This is a genomic window from Actinoallomurus oryzae, assembly GCF_039541955.1.
Lineage (GTDB): Bacteria > Actinomycetota > Actinomycetes > Streptosporangiales > Streptosporangiaceae > Actinoallomurus > Actinoallomurus oryzae.
Window position 1 is genome coordinate 80,046 of the sequence record NZ_BAABHF010000065.1, and the last position, 12,902, is coordinate 92,947.

At 72.0% G+C, this 12,902-nt stretch carries 15 protein-coding genes; 11 read left to right on the forward strand and 4 right to left on the reverse strand.

Annotated features, from left to right (window positions below):
* Positions 1-108 precede the first annotated feature (108 nt).
* Positions 109-753 carry an alpha-ketoglutarate-dependent dioxygenase AlkB gene (locus ABEA10_RS48000; RefSeq protein ID WP_345475389.1) on the forward strand — a complete coding sequence of 215 codons (645 nt, stop codon included), beginning with the start codon at positions 109-111 and terminating at the stop codon, positions 751-753.
* Here the strand turns inward: ABEA10_RS48000 and ABEA10_RS48005 are convergent.
* Positions 722-1,090: an ATP-binding protein gene (locus ABEA10_RS48005; RefSeq protein ID WP_345475390.1), complete on the reverse strand. Its 369-nt coding sequence runs from the start codon at positions 1,088-1,090 to the stop codon at positions 722-724. The two genes, ABEA10_RS48000 and ABEA10_RS48005, sit on opposite strands and share 32 nt — an antisense overlap.
* A 193-nt stretch (positions 1,091-1,283) precedes the next feature.
* On the opposite strand from ABEA10_RS48005, the gene ABEA10_RS48010 reads away from it, so the two are divergent.
* The 4 genes from ABEA10_RS48010 to ABEA10_RS48025 all read left to right on the forward strand — a co-directional run bounded on the left by ABEA10_RS48010 (position 1,284) and on the right by ABEA10_RS48025 (position 6,370).
* Complete coding sequence (locus ABEA10_RS48010) at positions 1,284-2,087, forward strand: helix-turn-helix domain-containing protein (RefSeq protein ID WP_345475391.1); 804 nt, start codon at positions 1,284-1,286, stop codon at positions 2,085-2,087.
* On the forward strand, positions 2,087-2,194 hold the full coding sequence (locus ABEA10_RS48015) for a DUF397 domain-containing protein (RefSeq protein ID WP_345475392.1): 108 nt from the start codon (positions 2,087-2,089) through the stop codon (positions 2,192-2,194). Before ABEA10_RS48010 ends, ABEA10_RS48015 begins: the two co-directional genes overlap by 1 nt.
* Before the next feature lie 183 nt (positions 2,195-2,377).
* The gene (locus ABEA10_RS48020) at positions 2,378-2,977 is read left to right on the forward strand and encodes a hypothetical protein (RefSeq protein WP_345475393.1); all 600 of its coding nucleotides are present in this window, start codon (positions 2,378-2,380) and stop codon (positions 2,975-2,977) included.
* Between the two features lie 45 nt (positions 2,978-3,022).
* The gene (locus tag ABEA10_RS48025; protein WP_345475394.1) at positions 3,023-6,370 is read left to right on the forward strand and encodes a protein kinase domain-containing protein; all 3,348 of its coding nucleotides are present in this window, start codon (positions 3,023-3,025) and stop codon (positions 6,368-6,370) included.
* Between the two features lie 2 nt (positions 6,371-6,372).
* Here ABEA10_RS48025 and ABEA10_RS48030 read toward each other — a convergent pair whose 3' ends face one another.
* Both ABEA10_RS48030 and ABEA10_RS48035 read right to left on the reverse strand, forming a co-directional pair.
* Positions 6,373-6,675 carry a hypothetical protein gene (locus tag ABEA10_RS48030; protein ID WP_345475395.1) on the reverse strand — a complete coding sequence of 101 codons (303 nt, stop codon included), beginning with the start codon at positions 6,673-6,675 and terminating at the stop codon, positions 6,373-6,375.
* Positions 6,669-7,268, reverse strand: a complete 600-nt coding sequence (locus tag ABEA10_RS48035; protein WP_345475396.1) for a TetR/AcrR family transcriptional regulator — start codon at positions 7,266-7,268, stop codon at positions 6,669-6,671. The genes ABEA10_RS48030 and ABEA10_RS48035 overlap by 7 nt, the downstream gene beginning before the upstream one ends.
* 118 nt (positions 7,269-7,386) lie before the next feature.
* On the opposite strand from ABEA10_RS48035, the gene ABEA10_RS48040 reads away from it, so the two are divergent.
* The 6 genes from ABEA10_RS48040 to ABEA10_RS48065 all read left to right on the forward strand — a co-directional run bounded on the left by ABEA10_RS48040 (position 7,387) and on the right by ABEA10_RS48065 (position 11,804).
* A complete protein-coding gene (locus ABEA10_RS48040; protein WP_345475397.1) occupies positions 7,387-8,280 on the forward strand; it encodes an acyl-CoA dehydrogenase in 894 nt (297 codons plus the stop codon).
* Positions 8,277-9,020 carry a PIG-L deacetylase family protein gene (locus ABEA10_RS48045; protein ID WP_345475398.1) on the forward strand — a complete coding sequence of 248 codons (744 nt, stop codon included), beginning with the start codon at positions 8,277-8,279 and terminating at the stop codon, positions 9,018-9,020. Before ABEA10_RS48040 ends, ABEA10_RS48045 begins: the two co-directional genes overlap by 4 nt.
* Complete coding sequence (locus tag ABEA10_RS48050; protein WP_345475399.1) at positions 9,017-9,607, forward strand: class I SAM-dependent DNA methyltransferase; 591 nt, start codon at positions 9,017-9,019, stop codon at positions 9,605-9,607. Before ABEA10_RS48045 ends, ABEA10_RS48050 begins: the two co-directional genes overlap by 4 nt.
* A 125-nt stretch (positions 9,608-9,732) precedes the next feature.
* Entirely contained in the window at positions 9,733-10,398 is a 666-nt protein-coding gene (locus ABEA10_RS48055; RefSeq protein ID WP_345475400.1) for a glycosyltransferase family 2 protein, read from the forward strand.
* Positions 10,399-10,450: 52 nt separating this feature from the next.
* Entirely contained in the window at positions 10,451-10,690 is a 240-nt protein-coding gene (locus ABEA10_RS48060; RefSeq protein ID WP_345475401.1) for a hypothetical protein, read from the forward strand.
* A gap of 70 nt (positions 10,691-10,760) precedes the next feature.
* A complete protein-coding gene (locus ABEA10_RS48065; protein WP_345475402.1) occupies positions 10,761-11,804 on the forward strand; it encodes a Ppx/GppA phosphatase family protein in 1,044 nt (347 codons plus the stop codon).
* Here the strand turns inward: ABEA10_RS48065 and ABEA10_RS48070 are convergent.
* Positions 11,796-12,854, reverse strand: a complete 1,059-nt coding sequence (locus tag ABEA10_RS48070) for a DNA topoisomerase IB (RefSeq protein ID WP_345475403.1) — start codon at positions 12,852-12,854, stop codon at positions 11,796-11,798. The genes ABEA10_RS48065 and ABEA10_RS48070 overlap by 9 nt on opposite strands.
* Positions 12,855-12,902 lie beyond the last annotated feature (48 nt).

Consider the following 12,902-nt stretch of genomic DNA (forward strand, 5'->3'; position numbering starts at 1 on the left):
ATCGCGAATGAAGTCCTCTCGTGCGCTCTTCCAACCGAGGAGGATCTCTTCGCGGAGCTGTCCGCGTCGGCTCGCCTGGAAGACGTAGGAAAGGGCCGGCGAGGCGCCGTGCTCACCAAGGTCGACGAGGCGGGTGGTGCACCTCTCGTACGTACCACCACTCGATACAGCAGTCCGGCGCAGCGCTTCCGGGCGGTGCACGAACGGCTGGCGCAACGGATTCAAGAAAGTGCGGAGATTTCGGTCGGCTTCAACAACGCCCTCATAGAGATCTACACGAACGCCTACACGACCATGGGCAGCCATTCCGACCAGGCCCTCGATCTGGCCGACGATTCGTTCATCGCCGTCTTTTCCTGCTACCAACGTCCCGAAGCGAGCCCGCCGAGGAAGCTGATCTTCGAATCAAAGGGGTCCGCCGGCGAGAAGTTCGAGATCCCCCTCGCCCACAACAGCATCGTCGCGTTCTCTGTCGACTCGAATCGGCGACTCAAGCATAAAATCGTGCTCGAGACGCCCGGCCAGGCGGCGGACAACCAATGGCTGGGCGTAACCTTTCGCACGTCAAAGACCTTCGTTCGGTTCCGCGACGGACATGCATACCTCCCGCAGGGCGCGCGCCTCATGCCGGCCGACGACGAGCAGAGGCACGAGTTTTACCGACTACGGCGCCGCGAGAACAATGAAACGGACTTCATCTACCCCACGCTGACGTACACCATCAGCGAGAGCGATCTGGTGCCGCCCGTCTGACCTTGTTCTCCGGCGTGCCGGGAAGGACGGCCCATACGCACTTGCCGGATGCCGCGACGCGACTCCCCCATATCTCCGCGAGGGCCGCGATCAGGTGCATGCCCCGGCCGTGCTCCTCCTCGACGTCGATCGGGAGCACGGTCGGGCGGTGCGGCGACGAGTCCCACATCTCCAGGCGGATCCGCCCGGCGTTCCAGTCGACGGCGACGACGTAATCCGGGCTCGGCGCATGAACGAGGGCATTGTTGAACATCTCGCTGATGAGCTGAACACCGTCATCGACCTGGTGCGACCGTCCCCAGAGGCGAAGCCTGGAGGCGACGAAGTCGCGTGCCACACCGGCAGAGGAGAGAAACGGCGGCAAGCGCCTTTCCTGCCGAAGTGGATTGTCGGAATTCTGGATACTTAGTCCGAATTCTTGCGTTTTGCAGCGCCCCATGCCTACCCCCTAGGTTTCTCTAGAGAAAGCCTGGACCCGCCGCGTAAAGCAGCGATACATTTCGAAGGCTTCGAAGAGGAGGAGGGGGAAAATGACTGATGATCTGGTCGATCCCGAGTCGTCACTATGGGCGTGGCTGGCCTACGACGTGCGGTTCTATCGGAAGAAATACAACCTGACGCAGCATCAGCTGGGGCAGGTCATCATCAGCAGTGCTTCGAACGTTTCAAACATCGAAGCCGGGCGGCGGAAACTCACCGACGAGCAGGCCCTGGCCCTCGACGTCCGGTTCGTGACGGGCGGCCACTTCTCCCGACTGCTGCGGTTCGCCCGCCGCGGTCACGACCCGGACTGGTTCAAGCAGTACGCCCACCTCGAAGCCAAGGCCCGGCTGATCAAGACGTACGAGGCCATCACGGTGCCCGGCCTCCTCCAGCCCCCGGAGTACGCCACCGCGCTGTTTCGGGGCGGAGGTGTGATCGACTTCGCGGACGCGTTAAGCGAGCGCATGTCACGGGCGGATGTGTTCAAAAGGAGCGACCCACCTCTGTACTGGGCAATCGTCCCGGAGAACGTGATCGACTGGCCGATAGGCGGACCGGAGGTCATGCGGAAACAACTCGCACACCTCTTGGACATGTCGACTCGACCCAACATCAGCATGAGGGTTGTCCCTCGGACCGCAGGGGCTCATGCTGGGGTAGATGGATCTTTTTCCCTCATATCGGGCAAAGATGGAGAAGTCGCCTACACCGAATCGCCGGGCGGAGGGAGGCTGGTGGCCGGCGGCGACGAGATCCGGGAGTTCGGTCTCCGGTACGACCGAATCGGACAGGCGGCCCTACCCGAATCGGCGTCCCGAGAGATGATCCAACGAGTCATGGAGGCTCTCTGATGGACCGGCAGGTCACCGACGACGGATGGCGGAAGAGCACCCGCAGCGGCGCCAATAACCCGAACTGCGTTGAGGTCAAGCTGATCACCGACGAACAGTCCGGATGAGTTGAGTCACTCCTCAGCGGCTTTTCTCCTGACGAGTTCCGCGAGACACGTCGCGTACGCAAATGCGGACATGGCGGTCGGGAGCGGTCCCAAAGGCGGTGCTGTACGTTGCGATCGGCAGCGTGTCATCGGTTCGGCTTCTGAGGGGTTTTGAGCGTGGTCGTCACCTTCGATACAAGCGGCTTGCAGCGCGTCGACGAGGCGACCTGGTCGCACTCCGCCACCGGGGACTGGATCAATCTCAAACTCAACAACACCCCGCTGACCGAGCCGGCCTGGCTGGAGAACATCCCGGCCATGCGGCGCAACCTCGCCGTCGAGTACTCGCAGATGGGATGTCTCATCGAGGCCGAGCCCGTCGTCCTCGGCGGTGTTCGCGGGGTGTGCCAGGTGGTGAAGGCACCGATACCGAACGCGCCCAGCGGGCAGGTCTTCCTGGCGAACATCTTCCTGGCCAAGGCCGATCGGCATGTGATGTTCGGCTGCGTCGCCGAGGAACGTGGCATCACCGGAGTGCGCGAGACGACGATCATGGCCAAGCTCGGCCTCCTCCTGGACGGCTGGGTCCTCCCGCATCCCTACGCCCCCGAGTTGAAGGGCGCGCTGCCGTACCACCGCGGCGACGACCCGGCGTGGGACGCGCAGTTCCCCGATCATCCGCTGTCGCGCGTACGGGCGTGGGTGGGATGGGTGCTGGCCACGGCACAGGTCGACCCCGCCTTCGCCGCCCTGCCCGACTTCGTGCCCGGTCCCCCGGCACCGGACACCGCCTCCGGGCGGTGACCGACCAGGACGCGACCCCGGCACGCGTACGGGGCTGAGACACCCATGGCGGCGGGCGGGGTGTGGCGGACCGGCCAGGTCGTCGACGGACGCTACGAGGTCCTTCAGGTACACGAGAGCGGCGGCATGGGCGTCGTGTACCGGGTCCGGCACCTGGAGTGGGACGCGGACCTGGCGGTGAAGTGCCCGCGCGCGGAGCTGTTCCGGACCAGGGCACAGCGGGACCGGTTCATCGCCGAGGCGGAGATCTGGGTGTCGCTGGGCCTGCATCCGAACGTCTGCGGCTGCCACTATGTGCGCGTCCTCGACGGGATCCCGCGGGTGTTCGCCGAATACGTCACGGGCGGCAGCCTGCGCGACTGGATCCACGACCGCCGCCTGTACGCGGGCGGCCGGGCGGAGGCGCTCACCCGCGTCCTGGACGTGGCGGTGCAGTTCGCGTGGGGGTTGGCGCACGCGCACGACCGTGGGCTCGTCCACCAGGACGTCAAGCCCGCCAACGTGCTGATGGACGTCACCGCCGCCGGGGCCGTCGCGAAGGTGACCGATTTCGGGCTGACCCGGGCCGTGACCGCGCCGCCGATGGCCGCGGACGCCGCCCCGGCCGAGGCGGACCTGGTGGTGTCCGTCCACGGCCTGACGCCCGCCTACGCCTCGCCCGAGCAGAGCGCGGGCCGGCGGGTGGACCGGCGCACCGACGTGTACAGCTTCGCGGTGTCCGTGCTGGAGATGTTCACCGGCGGGATCAGTTGGATGTCCGGCGCGACGGCGGGTGCGGCGCTGGCCGCCCGCCGCGAGCGGCCCGAGCCGGGAGTACCCGAGCCGCCGAAGGACCTGGCCGAACTGCTGGCCCGGTGCCTGAGCCCGCACCCGGCCGGCCGGCCCGCGTCCATGGGCGAGGTCGCCGCGGAGCTCACCGAGATCTACCGGCGAGTGGTCGGCACGCCGTATCCGCGCTCGGCCCCGGTCGCCGCGGACCTGCGGGCCGACGAGCTCAACAACCGCGGCGTCTCACTGCTCGACCTCGGCCGTCCGGACGAGGCGGGCGAGGCGTTCGCCGCCGCGCTGGCCGCCGATCCGCAGCACCTGAACGCCACCTACAACGCCGGGCTGCTCCGGTGGCGGCGCGGCGAGTGCACCGACGAGGACCTCCTCGCCGCTCTCGACGCGACGGTGGCCGGCGGCGCCGACCCCGGCCAGACCCGCCGGCTCCTCGCCGAGGTGCATCGAGAGCGCGGCGACCGCGACCAGGCGGACGCTCTGCTCGGCCGCGCGTCGACGGTCCGGTCCGGGCGATCGGACGGCGCGCTCCGCGTTCCGTGGTACGTCTACCAGGAGCACGACGAGACGTTCTTCGGCATGCGGATGCGCCGGCAGCCGCCGTCGATGCACATCCGCTTCACCGACGACGGCGGGCGCGCGGTGACCGAATGCGACGGCGTACTGCGCGTGTGGGACGTCCGCGATGGACGCTGCCTGCGGCAACTGACGGTCCCGGCCGGCCGGTTCGACGTCAGCGGCGACGGCCGGTACGCCGTCACGGCCGGGCCGGACGCCGTGCACTTCTGGGACCTGGCGAACGAGCGCCGCCTGCGGGTGCTGGACGCCCCCGAAGGCTGGGACCGGAGCCTGTGGTCGGCGTCGGTGCGCCTCAGCGGCGACGGGCGCGTCGCGGTGTCGGCGAACTACGACGGCACCGTCCTCGTCTGGGACTTCCCCGACGGCCGGCTCCGGCCGGCCCTCGACGGGCACGACGGCAACGCGATCGCGGCGGTCGACCACGACGGGCGTCTCGTGCTCACCGCGGGCCGCGAGGACGGCACGGTCCGGCTGTGGGAGGCCGCCACCGGGCGCTGCGTCCGTGTCCTCGACGGCCGCGTACGCGACGGCTACCAGGGGGTCGACGCGCTCTGCCTCAGCGCCGACGGGCGCATCGCGGCGGTGGCCGCCGGCGGGCGGATCCGGGTCTGGCACCTGCACGGCGGCCACACCCGCACCCTGCGCGGGCACACCCGCGTGGTCGGCTCGCTGGCGGTGTCCGGCGGGTTCCTCGTGTCCACGGCCGCGGACGACACGGTCCGGCTGTGGACGCTCGACGAGGGACGCTGCCTGCGCACCTTCCGCGGGGAGGCCGGCCCTGTACGGGCGGCCCACCTCGACGCGGACGCGGGCGTGCTGCTGTCCGCGTGGCAGGCCGGTCTCCTGCGCCGGTGGACGGTGCCCCCGCGGCGCACCGCGCCGCCCCGGCTGAGCAGGCCGCGCGAACACGCCGAGCTGAGCGGCCTCGACGCCACGGTGGCGCACCTGATGCACCGGGCGCGGTCGGCCACGGATCCGCGGACCGCTCTCGGGCTGCTCGCCGAGGCCAGGGCGGTCCCCGGATACGAACGTGAGCCGCGGCTGCTCGCGGCGTGGCGGGAACTCGGCCGGTCCGCGGACCGGATCGGCCTGCGTTCGGCCTGGAGCGCCGGGGTCTTCGAGGGAGACACCGCGGCGTTCGCGGTGGACGTGGACGCGGCCGGCCGGATCGCCGTGTCCGGCGGGACGGGCGGCACGGTCCGGGTGTGGGACGTGGAGGCGGGGACCTGTCTGCGGGTGACCGCCAAGCAGCTCAGCGCCGTCAACACCGTCGAGGTGAGCGACGACGGGTCCCGAGCGATGTCCGCGAGCCGCGACGGGACCATCGCCGTGTGGTCGATCGAGACCGGTGAGCGGATCGGCGGCCTCGACCGCCCGCTGGCGCTGGGCGCGACCGCGGCGGCGCTCGACCGCGCCGGCCGGCTGGCCCTGGTGGCCGGCGCGGACGCGGTGATCCGGCTCTGGAACCTCGATACCGGCGCGTGCGAGCGCGAGCTGACGGGACACGCCGGAAAGGTCTGCGCGCTCTGGCTCGGTCCGGGACTGACCGCGTCCGCGGGAGCGGACCGGGTGGTGCGGCTGTGGGACCCGCGGACCGGGCAGTGCCTGCGAGCGCTGCGCGGCCACACCGATCAGGTGATGTCGGTCTGCCTGAGCCCCGGGGACCGGTACGCCCTCTCCGCGGGCGCGTACACCGACCGGACGATCCGTCTGTGGGACACCGCGACGGGCGAGTGCGTGCGCGTCTTCGGCGACGAGCCCGACAGCCCGCGAGCAGCCGACTCGGTGCCCAAGGTGGCCTCCAAGCGGGTGCGGTTCACCCCGGACGGGCGGTTCGCGGTCTCCGGCGGAACCGACGCGACCGTGCGGATCTGGGACCTGGCCACCGGACGATGCCTGAGCACGCTCGACGGCCACAAGGGAGAGGTGACCGCCGTCGTGGTCGGCGCCGACGCCGGGTTCGCGCTCTCCGCGAGCATGGACGGCACCGTACGACGCTGGGAGCTCGACTGGGACCTGCGCGTCCCCGGCTGAGGTCACGACGTCCGGCGCCAGGGCCAGGGGTTGTGGCGCCAGGTCCGGGCGTGGATGAGGCCGACGGCGAGCACACCCACGGCCCCGGCGGCGTACCCGGCGAGCGGATGGGCGGCCGTGTGGGCGAAGTGCCAGCAGACCGCGGCCACCAGGAACATCCCGCAGCCGATCAGCACGTTCGTCACCGCGGAGTCGCCGAACGGCGCCGGGTTACGGCCGTCGCCGGTGCTCCCGGCCACGAAGTACGGCAGCCCGTTACCGCCGGAGAATCCGGCGAGGAGCGCGAGCAGGATCGTCGTCAGCACTTCGCCTCACCCGCCCGGTGGCGCAGCAGCGGCATCAGCACGTGGTCGACGAGTTCGGCGAGGAAGGCGTCGTCCAGCGGCTCACCGGTGACGAACGCCCGCGAGAACAGCATCGCCGAGCACAGCTCCGCCAGCAGCGTGCGGTCGATGCCGTCGGGCAGCTCGCCTCGGGCCCGGGCCCGGTCGAGCACCGGGTCGAACGCCTGCCGCTTGTCGTCGATCATCTGCGTTCGCACCGTACGGGCCAGCTCGTCGTCGTGGTGCATCGCGGTCATCAGGCCCAGCAGCAGCCCGGCGTCCTGCTCGGTCAACCCGTCGCGCATCGCCCGCAGCGTGCCCAGGAGGTCGGCGCGCAGGTCGCCCGGGTCCGGCTGTGCCGCCATCGCGCGCCCCGCGTGCCGCCCGACCGCGGTCACGACCATCTCGGCCTTGCCCGACCAGCGGCGATAGATGGTCGCCTTGCTGGCGTGGGCACGGGTGGCGATCGCGTCCATGGTCATCCGGTCGTACCCGACCTCGGTCAGCAGCTCCAGCGTCGCCGCGAGGATCGCCTCCTCGCGCGCCTCGCCGCGCGGAGGGTCGTCGTTCTTCACCCGCACACCTCGTTCTCGGAGTCATGTGAACGAAACCGTTTCGTTCACTATACCGGATGTGCGCCGGACCTCGGCCGGGGTCTGCTAGAGCGGCCGAAATCGGGGTAGCGCGAGGCGGGTGAATCCATGGCAGCGACATGTCGAACGAAGATTTCGCGAGGTCGCCGGGCTGCGCGTCCCCCTGCCCGGCGGCGGGGCGACGCGTGAGCGGTGGGCCCTGTTCGCCCGGGTCGCCGAAGAGGACCTCTCCCTCGCCCGGCTCAGCGAGGGACACTTCGACGCGGTGGCGATCCTCGCCGAGCTGAACGGGCCCGAGCCGGCCCCCGGCGACCTCTGGGGCGTGTGGGCGGCCAAGCCGCCGAGCCTGGAGGCCTCCGGCGGGCGGGTCAGCGGCGTCAGGCCGTACTGCAGCGGAGCCCGCGTCTGCACCCGCGCGCTCGTGACCGCCGGCGACCTGCTGTTCGCGGTGCGGCCCGGCGAGCCGATCGAGGGCACGTGGCCGGCGACCGGCATGGCGGCCAGCGACAGCCTCGACGTGCGGTTCACCGACGCTCCGGCCGAACAGGTGGGGCTGCCGGGCGGGTACACCGGGCGGCCCGGGTTCCACCACGGAGGGGTCGGCGTCGCCGCGGTCTGGTACGGCGGCGCCCGCGCGGTGGCCCGTCCCCTGCTCGGCGTCCGCGAGCCGCACGCGCTGGCGCACCTGGGCGCGGTCGAGATCGCGCTGACCTCGGCGCGCGACGCGCTGGAGCGGGCGGCGGCCGAGATCGACGCGGACCCGCTCGACCGCAAGGAGCAGGCGGCGGCCCGCGCCCTGCGGGTGCGGTCGCTGGTGGCCGAGGTCGCGGCGGAGGTCCTCGACCGTACGGGCCGTGCTCTCGGCGCGGGGCCGCTCTCCCACGACGAGGCGCACGCGCGGCGGGTGGCGGACCTGACCGTCTACATCCGCCAGCACCACGCCGAGCGCGACCTGGCCGCCCTGGGCGCGACGGTCACCGGAGACACCTGGTGAGCCCGGAGCCCGCACCCCTCGCACCGGACGCCGGCGAGACCGCCCCCGCCGAGCCGAACCCGATCGACGCTCCCGGCACCACCGAACACGAGTGGCGCGCGTGGGACGGCCTGCCCGCACTGCCTGTACTCGACACGACCGCGTGGCGCAGTGTCGTGGTGGTCGCGGCGCACCCCGACGACGAGGTTCTCGGCGCGGGCGGCCTGATGTCCCTGCTCGCCGCCCGTGGCGTGCGGCTGCGGCTCGTCGCCGTGACCGACGGCGAGGCCTCACACCCCGCCGTCCCGCCCGGAGAGATCGCCGCCCGCCGGATCGCCGAGTCGGCCGCCGCGCTGAGGCACATCGGCGCGTGCGAGACCGTACGGCTCGGGCTGCCCGACAGCGGCGTACGGGACGAAGAGCTGCGCCGCCTCCTGCCGGACCTGGTCGCGGGCTTCGACGCGTGCCTGGCGCCCTGGGAGAAGGACGTGCACCCCGACCACGAGGCCGTCGGCCGCGCCGCGCTGGCCTGCGGCGGGCAGGTGTGGCGTTTCCCCATCTGGACCTGGCACTGGGCACGGCCCGGCGACCCGCGGCTGCCCTGGGACCGGGCCGTACGGGTGCCGCTGTCCCCAGAGGCACGCGAGCGGAAGGAGGCGGCCATCGGCTGCTTCGCCAGCCAGCTCGAAGGGCCCGAGCCGATCCTGCCGCCGGGCGTCGTGGACCACTTCGCGCGCCCGTGGGAGGTGCTCTTTCGGTGACGCTCGGACCGGAGTACTTCGCGCGGGTCTACGCCGGCTCGCCCGACCCGTGGGGATTCACCAGCCGCTGGTACGAGGAGCGCAAGTACGCGCTGAGCCTGGCGATGCTGCCGCGACGGCACTACGAGGACGCGTTCGAGCCGGGCTGCTCGATCGGCGTGCTGACCGCGATGCTCGCGCCGCGCTGCGACCGCCTGCTGTCCTGCGACGTCGCGCCGGAGGCGGTACGGCAGGCCCGGCGGCGGGCGCCCGGGGCGCGGGTGGAGCGGCGGACGCTCCCCGAGGACTGGCCGGACGGGACGTTCGACCTGATCGTGTTCTCGGAGTTCCTCTACTACCTGGACGAGAGAGACCTGGGTCAGGTGCTCGATCTGGCCACCAAGGCCCTCCGGCCGGACGGCACCCTCCTGGCGGTGCACTGGCGGCACCCCGTGGCCGACTACCCGCAGACCGGCGACGCGGTGCACGCGGCCCTCGCCCGTACCGGCCTGGCCCGGCTCGCCGAGCACCGGGAGGCCGACTTCGTCGCCGAGGTGTACATGAACGGCGAACCGGTCTCGGTGGCCACCGCCGAGGGCCTCACGTGAAAGCCCGAGCGGGAGCGACGCAGCGAGTGGAGTGGGCGGTGAGGGACGAGCCGCCCGCGGAGCGAGTGAGGAGCGGACGCGACCAGAAAGCCCGAGCGGGAGCGACGCAGCGAGTGGAGTGGGCGGTGAGGGACGAGCCGCCCGCGGAGCGAGTGAGGAGCGGACGCGACCAGAAAGCCGGCGTGGTGGTGCCGGCGCACGACGAGCAGGAACGGCTGCCGGCCTGCCTGGCCGCGCTCCGCGGCATCCCGGTCGTGGTCGTCGCCGACGCCTGCACCGACCGTACGGCCGAGGTGGCCCGACGGTACGGGGCGCAGGTCGTGGAGATCGCCGCCCGCAACGTCGGGGCCGCCCGCGCGGCCGGGGTACGCGCGCTGCTGCGGCGCGGGGTGTCGTGGGTGGCCACCACCGACGCCGACACCCTGGTGCCGCCGGGATGGCTCGCCTCCCAGCTGCGGTACGCGGCGCGGGGCTGGGACGCCGTCGTCGGCACGGTCGAGGTCACGGACTGGACCGGGCACGAGCCCCGGCGGATCGCCGCCTACGCCCGTCACTACGCGCGTGACCCCGCCCCCGTCCACGGCGCCAACCTCGGCTTCAGCGCGCACGCGTACGTGACCTCCGGCGGCTTCCCGCCGCTCCGTACGGGCGAGGACCGCGCGCTCGTCGCCGCGATGACGGCCGCGGGCCACCGCGTGCTGCACACACCCCAGGTCAGGGTCATCACCTCCGCACGGCACCGCTACCGGGCACCGCACGGCTTCGGTCACTTCCTCACGACGCTCGGATGAGCGCATGATCGGCGCGCGCTGGGTAGGGCTTCTGACGGACGAAGGAGGTCTCATGAGTGGTATCGGGATTCTGGCGGTCCTCGGGCTCATCCTGATCGTGATCGTCCTGATCGGCTGGATCTTCATGACCGTGCGAGCGAGCCGGCACCCGATGAAGAGCAGGAACCCCGGTGGCAGGCTCAGGCGCGGACCGGTCTCGGGCGGAGCGATCCACGGCGACCCGGGCCAGAACATCCTCACCGGCGAGGCCCCGCGTCAGGACACGCCCGAAGAGCACCGCAAGAACCTTTAGTCACGTCCGTAAACCTCCGCCGCGCGGATACGTTGAGTGATGTTCCGGAACGGTGGGTAGAGCGTTACCCATGCGCCTCGGTGTCCTCGACGTCGGATCGAACTCCGCCCATCTGAAGATCGTGGAACTCCGTCCCGGGGAGCCTCCGCGGCCGGTCCGGTCGGTGAAGCACCCGACGCTGCTGGCCGACGCGATCGCCCCGGACGGAAGCATCCAGGCGCCGGCCGTCGAGCGGCTGGTCACGGCGGTCGGCGCGACCGCCCGCGCGGCCGAGGACGAGCACCTCGACGAACTGATCGCCTTCGCCACCTCCACGGTGCGCGACGCGGCCAACCGCGAGCCGGTCCTCGAGCGGGTGGCGGCCGAGACCGGGATCCGGCTGGGACACCTGTCCGGGCAGGACGAGGCACGCCTCACGTTCCTGGCCGCCCGCGCCTGGTACGGCTGCTCGGCCGGTCCGATGCTGCTGATGGACATCGGCGGCGGGTCCACCGAACTCGCCTACGGCGACGGCGAGGAGCCCGCGCCGGCCCTGTCCCTGCCGCTGGGCGCCGGACGGCTGACCCGCGCCTTCCTGCCCGGTGACCCGCCACGCCCACGCGACGTCCGGCTGCTGCGGCGGTTCGTGTACGAGCGCCTGGCCGGGGTCGGCGGGCGGATCCGGGGGCTTCCCCCGGCGCGGCGGGTGGTGGCGACGTCCAAGACCTTCAAGCAGCTCGCCCGGCTGACCGGCGCGCCGGGAGGCGCGGCCGGCCCGTACGCGCGCCGGGTCCTGCGCCGCGACCTGCTGCGCGACCGGATCCCCGAGCTCGTCGCGTGCGACGACCGGCACCGGGCCCGGCTGCCCGGCGTGGCGAAGAGCCGGGTGCATCAGATCGTCGCGGGAGCGATCGTCGCCGAGGCCCTGATGACGACGCTCGGCCTGGACGAGGCCGAGGTCTGCCCGTGGGCCCTGCGCGAGGGGATCGCGGTCCGGCGGACGCGGACCGCGACGGCACTCGCGGTCACCGACGAGCTGGGGAGCCTGGTCCAGCGCTCCTTCGGCCCCCGGCGCGCCGTGCCGGCGTTACCGGCCGGCCGGAGCGCGACCGTCGCCGCGGGAGGGTCACGGTGACCCGGCGCAGTCGGTCAGGATCTTCAGGACGGCCTTCTCGACCGGACCGCGCGTGGCGAGCTCGCCGAGGTCGCGTCCCTTGCCGAGGTCGGCGAGCGCCGGCTCGACCGTGACGCCCTGCTCGTACAGCTCGATGATCCGCGGGTCGATGTAGGAGGCCCGCGCGACGGCGGGGGTGTTGCCGAGGTACTCCGACACCTCGCGCACGACCCGGACGACCGCGCGCCTGCGCGCGTTGGCGGTGGTCGCGGCGGGTCTGGAGACGGCGAGCCCCACCGCCGCGAGCACGGTCGCGTGCCAGGTGCGGAAGTCCTTGGCGGTGAACTCCCCGTCGGAGATCTCCCGGAGGTAGTCGTTGATGTCCGCGGCGGTGACGTTGTGCCAGCGCGGGCCGCTCCGGTAGGCCAGGAGCTCCTCCCCGCCGCTCCGGCGCCGCTTCAGGCTCCGTACGACGGCCATGACCTGGTCGTCGACGAGGGCCTGCTCGCGCTCCTTGGCGCCCTTGGCGGTGTAGTCGAAGACGATCTCACCGTGCGAGCACGTGACGTGCTCGCGACGGATGGTCGCCAGGCCGTACGTGCCGTTCTCCGCGGCGTACTCCTCACCGCCCGGCCGGAAGAATCCCAGGTCGATCAGGCGGATCGCGGCGGCGAGCACGCGTTCGCGGCCCAGCCCCCGGCCGTCGAGGTGGCGCTCGACCCGCTCGCGGACGCGGGGCAGGGCGGCGCCGAACGCCAGGACCCGGTCGTGCTTCTCCCGGTCGCGCCGCTCACGCCACCGGTCGTGGTACCGGTACTGCCGCCGGCCCGCCGCGTCGGTCCCGACCGCCTGGATGTGCCCGTTCTCGTCGGGACAGATCCACACGTCCTCCCACGCCGGCGGGATCACCAGTGCCTTGATGCGGGCGAGCGTGTCCGGATCCCTGATCGCGACGGCCTCCCCGTCGAAGTAGCGGAACCCACGGCCACACCGTCTCCGGCGAATGCCCGGACCGCCGAGGTCGCTGCGCACGAGCTCGACCGTCAGGGCGTCCTCTCGCGTGTCATCCACATTCCTCCCGCTACCCGCGGGCGTTCCGGCCTATCACCGGCGGCGCGT